The sequence below is a fragment of the Eubacterium ventriosum genome (genome assembly GCF_025150745.1).
Taxonomy (GTDB): Bacteria; Bacillota; Clostridia; order Lachnospirales; family Lachnospiraceae; genus Eubacterium_G; species Eubacterium_G ventriosum.
This window is the reverse complement of sequence record NZ_CP102282.1, coordinates 464,261-482,472: the sequence shown is the minus strand read 5'-3', so window position 1 is coordinate 482,472 and position 18,212 is coordinate 464,261. Positions and strand designations below refer to the sequence as shown.

Below are 18,212 nucleotides of genomic sequence, written 5' to 3'. Positions count from 1 at the left end.
GAATAATAACAAATTAAAAAATACAAAAGAAAAAAAGACTGAAAGGGTAAGGTATTGAAATGGATGTATTAATGTTAAAACCGGTATTTAAAGATGCTATTTGGGGCGGAAAATTACTTTCTGACTTTGGATACAAAGAAGCAGGTGACAATGCAGGCGAATGCTGGGGAATTAGTGCTCACAAAAATGGTGATTGTACAGTAATGAATGGGGAGTTTGCAGGAAAGACTCTTTCATGGTGCTGGGAAAATCATAGAGAATTATTTGGAAATATGGAAGGGGATGTTTTCCCTTTATTAATAAAGATTTTAGGAGCTGAGGATGATCTTAGCATACAGGTTCATCCAAACAATGAATATGCAGCAGAACATGAAAACGGTGCTCTTGGAAAGACAGAGTGCTGGTACATTCTTGACTGTAAAGAGAATGCTACTATTGTTATTGGTCATAATGCTAAGGATAAAGAAGAATTGGCAGATATGATTCATAATGCAAGATGGAATGAATTAATCAGAGAAGTTCCAATTAAGAAAGGTGACTTTTTCCAGATTAATCCGGGATGTCTTCATGCAATTAAAGGTGGAACACTTTTAATTGAAACACAGCAGAGTAGTGATGTAACATACAGAGTTTACGATTATGACAGACTTCAGAATGGCAAGCCAAGAGAGCTTCATGTTCAGCAGAGTATTGATTGTATAGTAGCTCCTCATGAAGATTTTAAACAGGAAAGAGTAGTTAAAAACTTTGACGGAATGACAAGTACACGTTTAGTTAAATGTCCATATTATACACTGGAGAAATGGGATGTAGACGGAAAGTACACATTTAAAATGGACAAGAACTTTATGAATGTAAGTGTTATTGAAGGTAACGGAAAAGTTAATGGAAGAGAAATAAGCAAGGGAGATCATTTTATTATCCCATCACTTATGGAAGAATGTACATTAGAGGGAAATATGTCAGTGATGGTATCTTTTGCTTAAAAAGATAGAGAGGTACGCCGGATGTTATCAGAAAGAGGACTTCAGATTGTAGACAAGTTAATAGAGAATAATCGAACACCAATAACATCAAAAACTCTTGCAATATATCTTGGTGTTTCTGAGCGAAGTGTAAAAACGTATATTAAGGAAGTATCAGATTTTTGTAATGAACATAGTATGATTTTGGAGAGAAAGCCGGGAATTGGTTTTGTAGCTGATTTTACTGACCAGCAGATTAAGCAGGTAGCCGACTTAAAGAGAGATAAGAAGATTGTTATGTCTAAAGAGCAGAGAATGAGCTATATTATGTACATTCTCTTAAGTGGTTGGGATACTTACACATTGTCACTTTTTTCAGAAGAATTAAATGTAAGTAAGAAAGTTATTAGTGACGATATTAATTCTATTTTTAAGGAATTCAGTAAGTACAATATTCGAATTAACAGAGTTGCAGGTCACGGCGTGTTTATTACCGGTGATGAATTTTCAATCAGGCGTGCAATGAAGAGTTATTGCAAGTACAGTATTGGAAATAAAGTTATACGGGAAGCGTCTGATAACAGAATAAGCGTGGAAGACCAGGAACTTTGGATTAATAATTTCGGTCAGGATAATTTTGAAAAATCTGTTGAGGTAATTCATTATATTGAAGAAACCTATGGAATTGCGTATACGGATTATTCATTTAAAATGTTGGCTGACTATCTTTGCATACAGTTATTCAGGGTAAGAATGGGAAATGTTATTACGGAAGACATAATTCCGGAAGATGAGAACATTAAATATTCTGACATTGTGGACAAGGTTGTTGAGAAGTTTTGCAGTTTAAGCAAGTGTAATCTTAACGAATATGAGAAGCAGTATATAGAGATTCTTCTGGCGTCAGCGTCAGTTCAGAGCAATACTGATTTGTACAAGGCCATAAGCAGTGACAAAGAAGAAAAAGCTAAAAAAATATCAGGTGAAATGCTTGAGTATCTGTCAGAGATTTTAAATATTGATCTAACATCTAATGAATTGTTAAAAATAAGTATGGAGAATTTTGTTCCGTCATCACTTATAAGAACTAGGTACGGAATTGAGGCGACAAACCCATTCCTTGGCGACATAAGAGAGATGTATTCAGGAATATTTGCAACATGTTTTACGTTAACAAGGTTTTATGAAAAATATTGTGGAGCAATACCAACAGATCATGAAATATCGTTTCTTGCCTTGTTTGTAGGTGGGGCACTTCACAGAAATGTAAAAACAATCAGGGCTGTTATTCTTGGAACAAGCGGAATTGCTGCATCAACAATTGTTGCCAGAAAGATTGAAAGCAGAATAGAAGAAATAAAGATTGTGGCGATTTTGTCATCAGAATTAATGGACACTATTGACCAGTATGATTGTGACATAGTTTTATCTACGATTTCTTCTTTTGAATATGAAGACAAGGTGGTTCATATATCACCGATTATAAGTGCAGAGGATGAGAAAAACATAAAGAGTAAGTGCTTTGAAATAATTTCACATCCGGAGCTTCAGAAACAGGGATTTTATTCGTTAATAGATATTGACAATATTCTCTTTGTTAATGAAAAATTAGATAAAGAAAAAATCTTAAAGGAAGCATGCAAAAAGCTTTATAACGGAGGTTATGTTAACAAAGATTTCTTTGATGACGTAATGAAAAGAGAGAAGATTGAACCTACGGCAATAGGTAACGGCGTGGCAATACCACACGGAACTCCTGATAATGTTATAAAGCCTAAGGTATTTGTTGTACGACTGGCACATCCTATTAATTGGGGGGGAAAGATGGTTGATACAATATTTGTATTGGCAATTAATTTCGACAATATTGGAAGCACTAAGGCATTCTTCCATGATTTTGCAAGACTTTTGGGATCTGGTGATAAGATTGCTAGAATAAGAAAATCATCGGATATTAGAGAAATGGAGAAAATTCTAAAAGAAGAATTGTCTTGGGAGTAAAAATATAAAAACGATACAACCTTTATAATTAAAAGGCTTGATGGAAATTGCACTAAGTTTAGTGCAATTTTCTTTTTTTGGAGAAATTGAAAAAAAATTTATAACAATATAGAATGAAAACACAGGAAAGTGGTAATTTAAGAAAAGGAGGCAAGGTTTTGGCTGAAAAACTTATTGATAACGATTTTGTTATGTTTGATTTAGAGGCAGACAGTTCAGAAGAAGTTATTAGAAAGATGGCAGATGTCATGGAACAGAATGACAGACTGATTGATAAGGAAACATATGTGGCAGATGTGCTACAGAGAGAAAAAGTGTCAGGAACAGCAGTAGGATTTTCAGTTGCAACACCTCATGCAAAGTCAGAAGGCGTAAAGTACGAAACCTTGGCTTTTGCACATCTTAAGAAACCAATTGTTTGGGATGGAAAGGAAGAAGTCAGCATTATATTTATGATTGGCGTTCCATCACCTGCAGCAGGAAACAGACATTTGGAGATTTTGGCATCACTGTTTAGAAAAGTTATTTATGATGACTTTCGCGAGAAACTTGTTGAGGCTAAGAAACCTGAAGAAATAGTTTCACTGCTTGAAGCATTATAGAAAATATTAAAAATTTTATTATTTAGGAGGATTAAAAAATGTTATCAAAGACTTTAACAATCGAAAATTCAGAAGGATTACACATGAGACCAGCAGGTGTTGTAGCAAAGGAAATGGGAAAATTCGTATGTGACGTAACAATCGTATTCGGCGATAAGAGAATCAACGCTAAGAGTCTTATCAACATTATTTCAGCTTGTATTAAGACAGGTGCAGAAATTACATTTGAATGTGACGGAGAAGATGAAGAAGCAGCAATGGCTAAGGTTGAAGAACTTGCAAGCCAGAACTTTGGTGAATAATTTATAAGAGGTAAGAGATATGTACAAGGGTATAGCAGGATCTGAAGGAATTGGTATCGGAACAGTAGTTTTAATTGAAGAACATGAAATTAATATTGAAACTAAGAGAGTTGAAGAAACCGGAGCTGAAATTGAAAGATTACAGAATGCCATTGAAAAGTTTGTGGCAGATACAAATGTTATGGCTGAAAAAATGGATATTACTGTAGGAAAGAAGGATGCTGATATTTTAAGAGGTCATATCCAGATGCTTCAGGATCCAATGATTGAAGAACAGATTTCAGCTTTGGTTATTAGTGAAAAGATTACAGCAGAAATGGCTGTAGAGCAGGTATTAGAACAGACAGCAGAAATGTTTTCACAGATTCCTGATGAATTACTTCAGCAGAGAGCAACAGACTTTAGAGATATTAAGACAAGAATGCTTAAGATTTTATTGGGAATAGAAGATGTTGATATTTCACAGGTACCCGCAGGAACAGTTATCGTAGCAAGAGATTTAACACCTTCTATGACAGCAGGAATTAATCCGGAGAACATCGAAGGTATTCTTACGGAAGTAGGTGGAAGAACATCTCATTCAGCTATTCTTGCAAGAGCAATGGAAGTACCTGCAGTATTAAGTATTGAAAATATTTGCAGTATTGCTAAGAATGGAGATAAGGTAGTTCTTGACGGAACAAGTGGAGAAGCTATTTTAAATCCTGATGATGAAACAGTTGAAAAGTTCAAAAAGATGTACAGCGATTATCAGAATGAAAAGGCATTGTTAAAAGAATATGCAGGCAAGCCTTCACAGACTAAGGATGGCGTAAAAGTTGAATTAGTATGTAATATTGGAAAACCTGCAGATGCTAACAAGGCTGTTGAATGTGATGGCGAAGGTATTGGACTTTTCAGAACAGAATTTTTATTTATGGATAGAGATTCTATGCCTACAGAAGAAGAACAGTTTGAAGCATATAAGGAAGTAGCAGAAAAGATGAAAGGAAAACCGGTTATCATCAGAACACTTGATATCGGTGGTGACAAGGATGTTCCATATCTTGGATTGGAACATGAAGACAACCCATTCCTTGGTTTTAGAGCTATTCGTTATTGCTTACAGAGAAAAGATATTTATGAGATTCAGTTAAAAGCTTTGCTTAGAGCCAGTGCATTTGGAAAGATTAAGATTATGGTTCCACTTGTAACAGGTGTTGATGAATTAAGACAGGTTAAGGCTATGATTAAAGAAATTATGGCTGAATTAGATAAGGAAGGCGTAGCTTACAATAAGAACATTGAAGTTGGTGTAATGATGGAAACACCTGCAGCCTGCATGGTGGCAGATGTTCTTGCAAAAGAAGCAGCTTTCTTTAGTATCGGTACAAACGATCTTACAGGATACACAATGGCAGTAGATAGAGGAAATGCAAAGGTTGCATATCTTTATTCAACATATAATCCGGCAGTACTTAGAGCAATTAAGCGTATTATCGAATGTGGTAAGAAAGAGGGAATTATGGTAGGTATGTGTGGAGAAGCAGCAGCAGATTCAAAACTTATCCCACTTCTTTTAGCATTTGGTTTAGATGAATTTAGTGTAAGTGCTACAAGTGTATTAAAGACAAGAAAGACTATTTCCGATTGCACAATGGATGAATGTAAGGCATTAGCTGATAAAGTTATGGCATGTGTAACAGAGGAAGAAGTTTTAGAAATTTTAGGATAGTCATAAATCAATAAATAAATGCATATTTTTGGTTTGTTAACGGAGAGCAATTATAACAGGGAGAAATCTTTGGTGTAATTGCTCTTTTCCTTTCTATTTTTTTCGAAAAATAAGTAGTTTTATACAAAAAGTTATGTAACCCTTGACAAAACCCTGAAAATATTAAGAATATAAAGTATAGATTAATGTACGAAGAAGGGGGAAGTTATGCTTGCAAGAGAACGACAAAATACAATTGTTGAAATAGTAAACAGAGAAGGTTCAGTAAGAGTAAAAAATTTAAGTAAAAAATTTGGAGTAACAGAGGATAGTATTAGAAAAGACTTAGCTCATTTAGAAAAAGACGGAATGTTAAAGAAGACTTACGGTGGGGCAGTAAGAGTCAGGACAAACAGTCATGACAGATATGTTTCACAGAGAATAGGTAAGAACGTAGAAGAGAAGCGTGTAATAGCAAAAAGGGCTTATGAAATAATTCAGGACGGCGATGTTATTTTTCTTGATATTTCAACCATAAATATTGAACTGGTAAAACTTATAGTTGAGGCAGACAGACCGGTTACAGTTGTTACAAATATGATTGATGCCATACTTATAATGCTTTATGAGAAGGATACCAAGACTAAACTTATTTTCCTTGGTGGAAAATTAAACAGGGGCAGAGATGGTTTCGTTGGAACAATAACTAACAGAAATATCTCTAACTATCAGTTTGATAAGGCATTTATGGGAGTGGTTGGAATAGATGTCAACAGAAACAGAGTCTATACATATGATACGGAAGATGCATTAACAAAGAAGTCTGTAATGGAAGTAAGTAATGAGTGTTATATGCTTATGGAAAGAGAGAAACTTTCTAAGGATGGCAATTACAAATATGCCGGCATAGACGAGTTTACCGGATTAATTATGGAAGAAAGTGTAGAAGGCACCATAATGTCAAAATTAAAGTCCTATAATATTGATATATATTGTTAACAGATAAGCTGTGTAATTAAAATTAAAATTGACAAATTTGCCATTAAATAATAGAATTGTTAGCAGATGGTAAACATAGTGAAGGGAAGAGTATCCTTAAAGATAGCATACAGAGAGTCTGAAATGGTGAGAACAGGCAGTGAAGAGTAAGGTGAAGATGGCCCCCGAATGGCATCGGTGAGTGCTACATAAGCCGGTGACGGGAACACCCGTTATAGTGTAAATAAGGTTGGAATGTGTTTTGTAATTATTAAGAATACTATTCCGATAAAGTAAAGTGGTACCACGAAGTTTACGCTCTCGTCTTTATGATGAGGGCGTTTATTGTATTTGAAATTCTTATTTTGGAAAGGAAATTGGCAGGAAAATGAGTAAAACGTATTATTTAACAACAGCCATTGCTTACACATCAGGAAAGCCTCATATTGGTAATACTTATGAAGCAATTTTGGCTGACAGTATTGTAAGATTTAAAAGACAGCAGGGATATGATGTAAGATTCCAGACAGGAACTGACGAACACGGTCAGAAAATAGAATTAAAGGCTGCGGAAGCAGGAATTACACCAAAGGAATTTGTAGATAATGTTTCCGGTGTTATTAAGGAAATCTGGGATTTAATGAATACATCATATGATAAATTCATTAGAACAACTGATCCAGACCATGAAAAACAGGTTCAGAAGATTTTTAAGAAACTATATGATCAGGGAGATATTTATAAGGGACATTATGAAGGAATGTACTGTACACCTTGTGAATCTTTCTTTACAGAATCACAGTTAGTAGATGGAAAGTGTCCTGACTGTGGCAGAGAAGTAACACCTGCAAAGGAAGAAGCATATTTCTTTAGAATGAGTAAATACGCAGACAGATTAATTGAACATATTAACACACATCCTGAATTTATTCAGCCTGAATCAAGAAAGAATGAAATGATGAACAACTTCCTTCTTCCGGGATTGCAGGATTTATGTGTATCAAGAACATCATTTAAATGGGGAATTCCTGTAGACTTTGATCCAAAGCACGTTGTTTATGTATGGATTGATGCATTATCCAACTACATTACAGGTTTGGGATATGATGTTGATGGAAACAATGATCCTTTATATGATAAGTATTGGCCGGCCGACCTTCACCTTATTGGAAAGGATATTTTAAGATTCCATACTATTTATTGGCCAATTATGCTTATGGCTTTAGATGTTCCACTTCCAAAGCAGATTTTCGGACATCCTTGGTTATTACAGGGTGACGGAAAAATGAGTAAGTCAAAGGGTAACGTTATTTATGCGGATGACTTGGCAAATCTTTTTGGTGTTGATGCCGTAAGATATTTCGTGCTTCATGAAATGCCATTTGAAAACGATGGAACTATTACTTGGGAATTAATGGTTGAGAGAATGAACTCAGACCTTGCTAATACATTAGGAAATCTTGTTAACAGAACAATTTCAATGTCAAATAAGTATTTTGACGGAGTTGTAAGCAACAAGGGAGTTGACGAAGAAGTTGACGATGACTTTAAGAAGGTTATTTTGGATACACCTGTTAAGGCAGCTGAAAAGATGGATAAGTTAAGAGTTGCAGATGCAATTACAGAAATCTTCACATTATTTAAGAGATGTAATAAGTACATTGATGAAACAATGCCTTGGGCACTTGCTAAGGAAGAAGATAAGCAGGACAGACTTGCCACAGTACTTTATAACTTAATTGAAGGTATTACAATTGGCGCAAGCCTATTAGAGCCATTTATGCCTGAAACATCAAAGAAGATTCTGGCTCAGATTAATGCACAGCCAAGAGCTTTTGAAGACATGACAGAATTTGGCAAATACCCATCAGACAACAAAGTAACAGAAAAACCGGAAATCTTATTTGCAAGAATGGATATTAAGGATGTTATGGAAAAGGTAGAAGAAATTAAGGCAGCTCAGAAGGCTGAAAAAGCAGAGGAAAAATATCCTGAAGTTGAAAAGAAACCTGAAATTACAATAGATGATTTTGATAAGGTTCAGATTCAGGTAGGTGAAGTAATTAAGTGTGAACCTGTTCCAAAGGCTAAGAAACTTCTAGTTTCGCAGATTAAGATTGGAGCAGAAACAAGACAGATTGTTTCAGGTATTGCAAAATACTATAAACCTGAAGAAATGGTAGGAAAGAAAGTTGCCGTTATTACTAACTTAAAACCATGTAAGCTTTGCGGAGTGGAATCACAGGGAATGATTTTGGCAGCAGGTGATGACGAAGGAAACCTTTCAGTTGTAACAGTTGATAAAGATATTGTTAGTGGAAGCGAAATCTGCTAAATCGGAGGAAATATGATTTTTGATACACATGCACATTATGACGATGAAGCATTCGATGATGACAGAGAAAAGTTATTAGAGAGAATGCAAAACAGAGGTGTAGAATATATCGTAAACGTAGGCGCAAGTATGTCATCATGTAAAAGCACAATAGGTCTTGTGAGACGTTTTCCATATGTTTATGGAGCATTAGGCGTTCATCCGGATGAAGTTTCAGAACTTACGGAAGAAGATTATCAGTGGCTTAAGAAAAGCATTTACAAGCCTAAAATCGTTGCAGTAGGCGAAATAGGCTTGGATTATCATTGGAATGATAATAAAGAGCAGCAGATAGAATGGTTTGAAAAGCAAATGGATATTGCAAGAGAGGCTGAATTACCGATTATTATTCACAGCCGTGATGCGGCAAATGACACATATGAAGTTATGAAGGCTAACAAGGCTGATGAAATCGGTGGAGTAATTCATTGTTTTTCTTACACAAAGGAAATGGCAGAAAAATTCCTTGATATGGGATTTTATCTGGGAATCGGTGGTGTAGTAACATTTAAAAATGCTAAGAAATTAAGGGAAGTTGTAGAATATATGCCAATGGATAGAATGGTAATAGAAACAGACTGTCCTTATTTAACACCGGAACCAAACAGAGGAAAGAGAAATGATTCCTTTAATCTGCCTTACGTTGTAAATAAAATAGCAGAGATTAAGAACATTAGCCCTGCAGAAGTTATTGATATTACTTCAAATAATGCAAAAGACCTTTATGGAATAGGCAGAAAGAGGTTTGATTAATGGCATATCTTGGAACACCAAGTGCAACAAAGGAAATAATAAATAAATATAGCTTTGCTTTCCAAAAAAAATTCGGACAGAACTTTTTAATTGACTCAAATGTATTGGAAAGTATTATCAGAGGAGCTGAAATAACAAAAGATGATTTCGTTTTGGAAATCGGCCCGGGAATAGGAACGATGACACAGTATCTTTGTGAAGCTGCAAGACAGGTTGTGGCTGTGGAAATTGATAAGATGTTAATTCCTATTTTGGAAGATACATTGTCAGAATATGATAATGTGGAAGTTATAAATCAGGACGTGCTAAAGGTTGACATAAAATCTTTAGCAGAGGAAAAGAATAATGGTAAACCAATTAAGGTTGTTGCCAATTTGCCATATTACATAACAACACCTATTATTATGGGATTGTTTGAGAGTGGTGTGCCAATTGACAGCATTACAATAATGGTTCAAAAAGAAGTGGCGGACAGAATGCAGACAGGACCGGGTTCAAAGGATTATGGGGCATTGTCATTGGCAGTTCAGTACTATGCCACTGCAAAGGTTATTCTTAATGTGTCAGCAACATGTTTTATGCCAAGACCAAATGTTGATTCAGCGGTAATAAAGCTAACAAGACATAAAGAACCTACAGTTAATGTGGCAGATGAAAAATTAATGTTTAAAATCATAAGAGCTTCTTTTAATCAGAGAAGAAAAACATTAGTTAACGGATTGAAAAATTCACCGGAGCTTAGTTTTTCTAAGGAACAGATAGTTAAGGCCATAGAAAAAATAGGAAAACCGGAAACTATAAGAGGTGAGGCATTGACTTTAGAAGAGTTTGCAGAACTTGCAAATGCCTTTACAGAATTAAAATAAGATTTTAAATTAAATCATAATAGAATAAAAATCATATTAGAAACGCAGAATAATTTAGATGGAAGTTTAAATAGTTCTGCGTTCTTTTTATGCTTAGAAATTCATATATTGTAGAAAAAAATTGGAATGTTTATGCTTAAAAATAAAATAAAAATCAATATGGTAATGTCCGTGGTTCTTCTCGTGTCAATGACAATAATAGCCTGCAACATGGATAAGGTAGCTACAGTTGAAATGGAAAAAGAAAATAAAAATGTTAAAACTAAAAATGGCAAAGTTGTTGTAATTGACCCGGGACATGGGGGAGATGATCCGGGAAAAGTGGGCGTTAATGGCACAAAGGAAAAAGACGTAAACCTTGCCATTTCTAAATGCCTTAAGAAAGTTTTGGAAGATAACGGATTTGATGTGGTAATGACAAGAAATAAAGATGAGATTCTAAATGAGGGAGGAAAGTTTTCCAAGGTTGGAGATTTAAACAAAAGATGTAGCATAATAAATAATACATACCAAATAAACAGTAATAGCATTATGATAAGCATTCATCAAAACAGCTTTACAAACCCAAATGTAAAAGGTGCCCAAAGCTTTTTCTATGAAAAATCAGAAAAAAGTAAAAAGCTTGGATTAATACTTCAAAATCATTTGAACAAAAAAATTAATACAGAAAAAGAAAAGGCGGCAAAGCCTAACAACAGTTATTATATGCTTATAAATTCTAAATGTCCGGGAACAATAATAGAGTGTGGTTTTTTAAGCAACCCAAGTGAGGAGGAAAGTCTTTCAAAGGAGGAATATCAGAAGAAACTGGCGGAAATAATATGTACCGGAATTAAAGAATATTTTGGAGAAAAATAGGTAATGGTAATAGTTAATATAATTTGTAAAATGGGGTAATATATGATAAAATAGACAAGATAAAAATTAGATGAGGCGTAAGATGAAAACTATAATAAAAAAAACCAGTGTAGACAATATAGATATGGATACAATTAACCAGGCAGGAGAGATTATAAGACAGGGTGGTCTGGTTGCTTTTCCTACAGAAACTGTTTACGGACTGGGAGCAGATGCATTAAATGAAGAAGCGGCAGCAAAGATTTATGCTGCAAAGGGACGCCCATCAGACAATCCGTTAATTGCCCACATAGCAGATTTGGAAATGCTTAAACCGTTGGTTGAAGAGATACCACCGGTGGCTGAGAAATTAATGGATGCCTTTTGGCCGGGACCTATGACACTTATATTTAATAAAAGTAATCTGGTACCAAAGGGTACAACAGGAGGCTTGGACACAGTTGCAGTCAGATATCCTAATCACCCTATTGCACAGGCACTTATTAAGGCGGCTGGTGTTAGTATTGCGGCACCAAGTGCTAACCTTTCAGGAAAACCAAGCCCGACTTTAGGGGAACATGTAATAGATGACATGGACGGTCGTATTGATATGATTATTGATGGCGGAATGGTAGGAATGGGACTTGAATCAACTATCATTGACGTAACAGTTAATCCACCAATGATTTTAAGACCAGGATTTATTACATACGAAATGGTAAAAGAGATTGTTCCCGATGCAACAGAGGACAGAACTATTTTTACAAAACCAACTAAGGAGTTTAAACCAAAAGCTCCGGGAATGAAATACAGACATTATGCACCATCGGCAGATTATACGATTTATAAGGGCGATGAAGTAAAGGTGGCAGAAAAAATCATCGAACTTGCAAATGAAAAAGCAGATGAAGGTAAGATTACAGGAATTATAACAGCAGACCAGCATTTGCATATGTACCAGGGAAGACTAAACAAGAGCATTAAGGTAGTATCACTGGGAGATTTAGAAAAGCCGGAAACAGTTGCCAATCATTTGTTCAAGGCATTAAGAGACTTTGACAAAGTGGATACAGAATTTATTTTTGGTGAAGCATTTTCAGAGAAGAATGTGGGACAGGCAATCATGAACAGGCTTACTAAGGCAGCAGGTTATAACATCATTGATGTATAGCAGTTCGGAGGTAAAATGCTAGAATTTTCAAAAATTTTGTTTGTTACGGATATGGATACGTCACCGGGACCACTTGCAGCAACTTTGCTAAAACATTATTTGCCATTAGAACAGGTAAATATTGATTCAAGAGGACTTGCAGTTCTTTTCCCGGAGCCAATGAATCCTAAAACTGTAGCAATCGCAGCCTCAAAGGGATTGGACATTAACCGTACTTCAATACAACTTGAACCGGAAGATTTTGGACAAGACGTATTGGTACTGGTATTAGATGAGTCAAGGAAGCAGGCAGTATATGATGACTATGCAGAGGCAGTTAATGTTTATACATTAACAGAGTATATTAACGAGGCAGGAAGCATAGTTAATCCAGATGGTGGTGAGTTAGCGGATTATGCCAAGATGTATGAAACATTAGACAACATAATTCAGAAATTAGCTAACAAGCTTAAGGAAAGTAAATACAAAAACTAAAAAAATACATAAAAAAGCACGGAGGAAAACAAATGGGAAAGACATTTATAATGGATCATCCATTGATCCAGCACAAGATTGGAATTATTAGAAGAAAAGAAACAGGAACAAAAGATTTTAGACAGTTAATCAGCGAAATTGCAATGCTTATCACATATGAAGCAACAAGAAACTTAGAATTAGCTAACCAGGAAATCGAAACACCGATATGCAAGACAACAGTTAAAGAATTAGGCGGAAAGAAGTTAGCAATCGTACCTATTCTTAGAGCAGGTCTTGGTATGGTAGATGGAATGCTTGCAATGATTCCATCAGCAAAAGTAGGACACATTGGACTTTACAGAGATCCTGTTACAGCATTGCCTCACGAGTACTACTGTAAATTACCTGAAGATTGTGACAAGAGAAACGTATTCGTAGTAGATCCAATGCTTGCAACAGGTGGTTCTGCAATTGCAGCAATTCAGATGCTTAAAGAAAAAGGTGTAAAGAACATTACATTAATGTGCATTATTGCAGCACCTGAAGGCGTAAAAGCAATGGAAGAAGCACATCCTGACGTAAATATGTACATTGGTGCATTAGATGAAAAATTAAATGAACACAAGTACATCGTTCCGGGACTTGGAGATGCAGGAGATAGAATCTTCGGTACAAAATAATAAAATTAACGTGTTTGCAATAGAAATTTTTCCGTGGCAAATAAATAGTAGCATTTCACTTTTGACAAGAAATTAAAAGGAGAAAGAAATGGCTAGTAGTAAGAGAAAGGATTACATTTCATGGGATGAGTATTTTATGGGAGTTGCATCTTTGGCGGCACTAAGGTCAAAGGATCCAAATACTCAGGTGGGAGCATGCATAGTAAGTGACGATAACAAAATTTTGTCAATGGGCTATAACGGGCTTCCGGTAGGTTGTAGCGATGATGAATTTCCATGGAATAGAGAAAGCGACGATCCATATGACAATAAATATTTTTACACAACTCACAGCGAATTAAATGCCATTTTGAATTATAGAGGCGGCAGTCTTGAAGGAGCAAAGATTTATGTAACTTTGTTTCCTTGTAATGAGTGCGCCAAGGCCATTATTCAGTGTGGCATTAAGAAGGTTATATATGGCGATGATAAATATGGAGATACATCTTCTGTAAAGGCGTCAAAGAGAATGATGGCAGCAGCAGGTGTGGAATATATTCCATATGAGAAATCAGGCAAAGAGATTAAAATAAAGCTTTAGTAAACAATTCTATTTTTGCTGAATATACTAGACTGATAAGGTTTTTGATTAGTTTAGGATAGTATATGGATTATAAATATATACCTTTTTATGTTCAGGGAAATGCAGTTACGGGAATGTATTACGGACAATGGGGAATGGCGGAAGATAGAGACATTGAATATGTTAAAGAAATGTACCCTCTAACTTTTATGACCATTCAGGAGATGGTAGAGAAGGAATGTGATTATCAGGAGTTTGCAGGAAGTATGATGTTTGACGAATATCCTGACAAAATGGGAATCCTAAGGATTGTTAATCGTATTTTTGAAAATATTAAAAAAGAAGAGGCATCCTGTAATGGCAAGGAATGCATTAAGTATCCTGATGACCAGTGGCTTAAGGATATAATAATGGTATTGCTGCTTAATGAAATATATAGAAGAAGACAAAAAAGAAAAAGATATTATTAAGATTAAAAGTGATTTAGTCTTAACAAAAAAAGCACTAAGAATAAAGGGTTGAATGAAACCTAAATCTTAGTGCTTTTTCAATTAACAAGAAAATCCTTTGGAAAATCTATTAATTGATATTTCCAATGTGTGAAAACATCATTAAAGGGCATAAAGTATTATTGCAAAAAAATGTAATATACTTCCTGCAAGAATAAACAAATGGAAAATAGAATGCATCCATTTATGACTGCTTCCAAGTCCGTAAAGAATAGAGCCTACAGTGTAGGCAATGCCTCCGGCAACAAGTAAGATAACGCCACCTGTGCCCATAACTTCAATGGTAGGTTTTATGAAAATAATAATAACCCATCCCATGGCAAGGTAGCAAATCATAGAAAATACGCTGTATTTCTTTAAGTCAATTGCAGTAAGGGTACAGGCAATAATTGCACAACCCCAAACTAAGCCAAATAAAGACCATGCCAAAACGGGATATTTGGCTCTCATTGGAACAAGAAGTATTGGTGTGTAACTTCCTGCAATAAGAAAATAAATGGTGCAGTGGTCAAGAACCTGCATAACCTTCTTACCCATTCCCGGTCTTAAACCATGATAAACACTGGACATTGTATATAAAACAATTAAAGTTACCCCATAAATGCAACTGGAAACAACGCCGATTCCACTGTGATGCTTGGCCGAAACAATAATGCAAAGCACAAGAGCTGCAATACCTAAAGCCGCACCAACGATATGGGAAACCATATTAAAAATTTCTTCACCTTTAGAATAATTAGGAAGCTGTCTGTCAGCTAATTTAATTCTTTGCTTCATAAAAAGTTCTTCCTTTCTTAAAAAATGACTACTCAACGTTATGTAGTATTCAATACTACGTCAAAGTATATACATATTATACGCAAATGTCAATAAAAAAAATGCATAAAAAATGAAGGCTGTATAAGTGACTATTGAAAATGGCAAATTTTCCATAGGAATAATAAGTGATGTCATAGGACAATATTAATAAATATATAACATATTCAAAATATGTTTTTTGTCTAAATTATATTAAGAAATGAATAAAAACTTTTTGTGTAAAAAGCGTATAGACTTTGACAAAATCAGTATATATAATATGCGTATATTCAAAAACAAAACACAGAACAACAAAAACAAAGAAAATTTGACATATGTGCAAAGAACTGGTTTACCCAATAGGAAGAAACAGAGGCGAGAGCGTTGCACATGTTAAAGATGTAATAAGTAAGGGGGGAAAAACTATTGAAGAAGGGTAGTTTAGCTGTTTTTGATAATGACGAGAATTATACGGAATCTTTTTTGGAGTATATAGAAGAGAAGAAAGGAATGCCTTTTGAGATTCAGGTATTTACGAAACAGGAGTCATTATTACAATATTTGGAAAGTCGGGAGCCACAATTATTATTGGTAGCTTCAGATGTAATGTGCCATGAGATTGAGAAGGTTAACAGGGAGAAGATTGTAATATTGGCAGGTGAGGAGGTTTCGTCTTCTTTTTCTGAATACAGAACCATCTATAAATATCAGTCAATGGAAAATGTTATCCACCAGGTTATAGATTACTACATTGATATAACAAAGGACAGTATTTTTGTACCTGTTACAAAGAACAAGTCGGAAATAATCGGTATATATTCGCCTGTAGGCAATGTGGGAAAGACTGCAGTTGCGTGGGCTATGGCACAGACTTTAGGAGCAGATTATACAGTTCTTTACATAAATATGCAGGAATATTCAGGAATGGATAGAATGTTTGATACGGATTTTGGAGCGAATCTGTCAGATTTAATGTATTTCTACAAGCAATCCCCGGAATCAATGGCCGTTAAACTTAAGGCAGTAACCTATTCGGCGGAGGGATTTGATTACATACCGCCGTTGGTATATTCCTGTGATTTAAGAAATATTGATACAGGGCAGTGGCTTCAATTTATACAGAACATTGCAGAATTAACAGAATATGACAAGATTATTATTGAGTTCGGTCAGGTACTTAACAATCCAATGATTTTGCTTGAAAGTTGCAATAGAATATTTGTGCCGGTTTCTAATGACTGGATGAATCAGTGCAAGAAGAAGGAATGGGAAGAGTATCTTTTAAGAACAGGTTATGAGGAAATATTAGACAGAACGGAAATGCTGCAAGTGCCACAAATAAGGCAATGGAGCAGCCTGGATGAATATAAAGAATGTTATTTGTGGGGAGAACCCGGAGATTACATAAGACAGGTATTGGGGGGATTATAATGAACAAGTCAGAAATAGAACAGTTAAGAGGTTTGGTAATTGAAAGAGTTGATATGTCAAGAGAACCTGATGACAGTGAATTGCACGAAATCATAGACAGTGTAATTGAAAAAAATCAGGATTACAGATATATGTCAATTAAGAAAAGACAAATAATACATAAAAAAATATATTCCTCAATTAGAGGGTTAGGCATAATAGAGGAGTTGCTGGAAGAACCTGATATTACAGAAATAATGATAAATGGACCTAACAATATTTTTGTTGAAAAAAAGGGACGTATAAACAAAATAGATGAAAGGTTTGAATCTGAAAACAGGTTAAATGATATTATCCAACAGATTGTGGCAAAGACTAACCGTAGGGTAAATGAGTCAAATCCCATTGTGGATACACGACTTGAAGACGGTTCCAGAGTTAATGTAATATTGCCACCAATTGCTCTTGAAGGACCTATAGTTACAATACGTAAATTTTCAAAAAGAGGAATTACAATCGACGATATGATTAGTTGGGGGACAATTTCAAAAGAGGCTGCTGATTTTTTAAAAATGGCAGTTATGGCAGGCTATAATATTTTTGTAAGTGGGGGGACAGGATCCGGTAAAACAACATTTCTAAATGTGTTATCTAATTTTATTCCTAAAGACGAAAGAATAGTCACAATTGAAGATTCAGCAGAACTAAAACTTGATTCTGTTGATAATATTGTCCGAATGGAAACAAGACAGGCAAACAGTCAGGGGGAGAATGTTATTTCCATAAGGGATTTAATTAAAGCATCATTACGAGTCCGTCCGGATAGAATAATCGTTGGCGAGGTAAGAGGTGGGGAGACTTTGGACATGCTTCAGGCAATGAATACAGGACATGATGGTTCTATGTCAACAGGACATGGAAATTCTCCATCAGATATGATGACAAGATTGGAAACAATGGTTCTTATGGGAATTGATATGCCATTGGCGGCCATAAGAGCACAGATTGCAACAGCAATAGATATAGTTATTCATTTAGGAAGAATGAGAGACAAAACAAGAAAAGTATTGGAAATTAATGAAGTGGTTGGGATAAGAAATGGTCAGATAGAACTAAACAGGTTGTATGTTTTTAAGGAAGAACCTGAATCTGACAAAAATAAAGTTGTGGGACAATTGGAAAGAACTGAAAATCCACTAATTAATAAGCAAAAGTTGGAAAGAAAAGGGTTGGCTTAAGATAATTGTCCGTTAAG

Annotated in this window: 18 protein-coding genes and 1 other annotated feature; of the genes, 17 read left to right on the top strand and 1 reads right to left on the bottom strand. The window is 35.2% G+C overall.

The genetic code is table 11. The annotated features are described in order from the left end of the window. Positions 1–59 precede the first annotated feature (59 nt). From manA to NQ558_RS01990, 15 genes are all read left to right on the top strand, one after another. Positions 60–986, top strand: a complete 927-nt coding sequence (manA, locus tag NQ558_RS02060; RefSeq protein ID WP_005361909.1) for a mannose-6-phosphate isomerase, class I — start codon at positions 60–62, stop codon at positions 984–986. Between the two features lie 21 nt (positions 987–1,007). After that, positions 1,008–2,966: a BglG family transcription antiterminator gene (locus NQ558_RS02055; RefSeq protein ID WP_005361907.1), complete on the top strand. Its 1,959-nt coding sequence runs from the start codon at positions 1,008–1,010 to the stop codon at positions 2,964–2,966. A gap of 113 nt (positions 2,967–3,079) precedes the next feature. Then, a complete protein-coding gene (locus tag NQ558_RS02050) occupies positions 3,080–3,568 on the top strand; it encodes a PTS sugar transporter subunit IIA (RefSeq protein WP_005361904.1) in 489 nt (162 codons plus the stop codon). A gap of 38 nt (positions 3,569–3,606) precedes the next feature. Further along, complete coding sequence (locus tag NQ558_RS02045; protein WP_005361902.1) at positions 3,607–3,870, top strand: HPr family phosphocarrier protein; 264 nt, start codon at positions 3,607–3,609, stop codon at positions 3,868–3,870. A 19-nt stretch (positions 3,871–3,889) separates the two neighbouring features. Continuing rightward, positions 3,890–5,584, top strand: a complete 1,695-nt coding sequence (gene ptsP / locus NQ558_RS02040; protein WP_005361900.1) for a phosphoenolpyruvate--protein phosphotransferase — start codon at positions 3,890–3,892, stop codon at positions 5,582–5,584. Between the two features lie 207 nt (positions 5,585–5,791). Next, positions 5,792–6,562 carry a DeoR/GlpR family DNA-binding transcription regulator gene (locus NQ558_RS02035; protein WP_005361893.1) on the top strand — a complete coding sequence of 257 codons (771 nt, stop codon included), beginning with the start codon at positions 5,792–5,794 and terminating at the stop codon, positions 6,560–6,562. 69 nt (positions 6,563–6,631) lie between these two features. Then, positions 6,632–6,873: a binding site (T-box leader), on the top strand. 56 nt (positions 6,874–6,929) lie between these two features. Continuing rightward, positions 6,930–8,876: a methionine--tRNA ligase gene (gene metG, locus NQ558_RS02030; protein WP_005361887.1), complete on the top strand. Its 1,947-nt coding sequence runs from the start codon at positions 6,930–6,932 to the stop codon at positions 8,874–8,876. A 12-nt stretch (positions 8,877–8,888) separates the two neighbouring features. Further along, positions 8,889–9,668: a TatD family hydrolase gene (locus NQ558_RS02025; RefSeq protein ID WP_005361885.1), complete on the top strand. Its 780-nt coding sequence runs from the start codon at positions 8,889–8,891 to the stop codon at positions 9,666–9,668. Next, positions 9,668–10,534 carry a 16S rRNA (adenine(1518)-N(6)/adenine(1519)-N(6))-dimethyltransferase RsmA gene (gene rsmA / locus NQ558_RS02020; RefSeq protein ID WP_005361883.1) on the top strand — a complete coding sequence of 289 codons (867 nt, stop codon included), beginning with the start codon at positions 9,668–9,670 and terminating at the stop codon, positions 10,532–10,534. Before NQ558_RS02025 ends, rsmA begins: the two co-directional genes overlap by 1 nt. Before the next feature lie 132 nt (positions 10,535–10,666). After that, on the top strand, positions 10,667–11,392 hold the full coding sequence (locus NQ558_RS02015; protein ID WP_040446865.1) for an N-acetylmuramoyl-L-alanine amidase family protein: 726 nt from the start codon (positions 10,667–10,669) through the stop codon (positions 11,390–11,392). An 82-nt stretch (positions 11,393–11,474) separates the two neighbouring features. Beyond that, positions 11,475–12,542, top strand: a complete 1,068-nt coding sequence (locus tag NQ558_RS02010; RefSeq protein WP_040446863.1) for an L-threonylcarbamoyladenylate synthase — start codon at positions 11,475–11,477, stop codon at positions 12,540–12,542. Between the two features lie 15 nt (positions 12,543–12,557). Then, a complete protein-coding gene (locus NQ558_RS02005; protein WP_005361876.1) occupies positions 12,558–13,016 on the top strand; it encodes an arsenate reductase/protein-tyrosine-phosphatase family protein in 459 nt (152 codons plus the stop codon). A 32-nt stretch (positions 13,017–13,048) separates the two neighbouring features. Further along, positions 13,049–13,678: a uracil phosphoribosyltransferase gene (gene upp, locus NQ558_RS02000; protein ID WP_005361875.1), complete on the top strand. Its 630-nt coding sequence runs from the start codon at positions 13,049–13,051 to the stop codon at positions 13,676–13,678. Positions 13,679–13,766: 88 nt separating this feature from the next. Continuing rightward, entirely contained in the window at positions 13,767–14,258 is a 492-nt protein-coding gene (locus NQ558_RS01995; RefSeq protein WP_005361874.1) for a deoxycytidylate deaminase, read from the top strand. Between the two features lie 65 nt (positions 14,259–14,323). After that, positions 14,324–14,710, top strand: a complete 387-nt coding sequence (locus tag NQ558_RS01990; protein ID WP_005361873.1) for a hypothetical protein — start codon at positions 14,324–14,326, stop codon at positions 14,708–14,710. 141 nt (positions 14,711–14,851) lie between these two features. Here NQ558_RS01990 and trhA read toward each other — a convergent pair whose 3' ends face one another. Continuing rightward, complete coding sequence (trhA, locus tag NQ558_RS01985; protein ID WP_005361872.1) at positions 14,852–15,526, bottom strand: PAQR family membrane homeostasis protein TrhA; 675 nt, start codon at positions 15,524–15,526, stop codon at positions 14,852–14,854. A gap of 447 nt (positions 15,527–15,973) precedes the next feature. Between trhA and NQ558_RS01980 the strand changes: the two genes are divergently transcribed. After that, positions 15,974–16,978, top strand: a complete 1,005-nt coding sequence (locus tag NQ558_RS01980) for a P-loop NTPase family protein (protein WP_040446860.1) — start codon at positions 15,974–15,976, stop codon at positions 16,976–16,978. Next, the gene (locus NQ558_RS01975) at positions 16,978–18,195 is read left to right on the top strand and encodes a TadA family conjugal transfer-associated ATPase (protein WP_005361865.1); all 1,218 of its coding nucleotides are present in this window, start codon (positions 16,978–16,980) and stop codon (positions 18,193–18,195) included. Before NQ558_RS01980 ends, NQ558_RS01975 begins: the two co-directional genes overlap by 1 nt. Positions 18,196–18,212: the final 17 nt, after the last annotated feature.

Coding starts and splice junctions, on each gene's coding strand:
- manA (WP_005361909.1), top strand. CDS start 60: ATGGATGTATTAATGTTAAAACCGGTATTTAAAGATGCTATTTGGGGC.
- NQ558_RS02055 (WP_005361907.1), top strand. CDS start 1,008: ATGTTATCAGAAAGAGGACTTCAGATTGTAGACAAGTTAATAGAGAAT.
- NQ558_RS02050 (WP_005361904.1), top strand. CDS start 3,080: ATGAAAACACAGGAAAGTGGTAATTTAAGAAAAGGAGGCAAGGTTTTG.
- NQ558_RS02045 (WP_005361902.1), top strand. CDS start 3,607: ATGTTATCAAAGACTTTAACAATCGAAAATTCAGAAGGATTACACATG.
- ptsP (WP_005361900.1), top strand. CDS start 3,890: ATGTACAAGGGTATAGCAGGATCTGAAGGAATTGGTATCGGAACAGTA.
- NQ558_RS02035 (WP_005361893.1), top strand. CDS start 5,792: ATGCTTGCAAGAGAACGACAAAATACAATTGTTGAAATAGTAAACAGA.
- metG (WP_005361887.1), top strand. CDS start 6,930: ATGAGTAAAACGTATTATTTAACAACAGCCATTGCTTACACATCAGGA.
- NQ558_RS02025 (WP_005361885.1), top strand. CDS start 8,889: ATGATTTTTGATACACATGCACATTATGACGATGAAGCATTCGATGAT.
- rsmA (WP_005361883.1), top strand. CDS start 9,668: ATGGCATATCTTGGAACACCAAGTGCAACAAAGGAAATAATAAATAAA.
- NQ558_RS02015 (WP_040446865.1), top strand. CDS start 10,667: ATGCTTAAAAATAAAATAAAAATCAATATGGTAATGTCCGTGGTTCTT.
- NQ558_RS02010 (WP_040446863.1), top strand. CDS start 11,475: ATGAAAACTATAATAAAAAAAACCAGTGTAGACAATATAGATATGGAT.
- NQ558_RS02005 (WP_005361876.1), top strand. CDS start 12,558: ATGCTAGAATTTTCAAAAATTTTGTTTGTTACGGATATGGATACGTCA.
- upp (WP_005361875.1), top strand. CDS start 13,049: ATGGGAAAGACATTTATAATGGATCATCCATTGATCCAGCACAAGATT.
- NQ558_RS01995 (WP_005361874.1), top strand. CDS start 13,767: ATGGCTAGTAGTAAGAGAAAGGATTACATTTCATGGGATGAGTATTTT.
- NQ558_RS01990 (WP_005361873.1), top strand. CDS start 14,324: ATGGATTATAAATATATACCTTTTTATGTTCAGGGAAATGCAGTTACG.
- trhA (WP_005361872.1), bottom strand. CDS start 15,526: ATGAAGCAAAGAATTAAATTAGCTGACAGACAGCTTCCTAATTATTCT.
- NQ558_RS01975 (WP_005361865.1), top strand. CDS start 16,978: ATGAACAAGTCAGAAATAGAACAGTTAAGAGGTTTGGTAATTGAAAGA.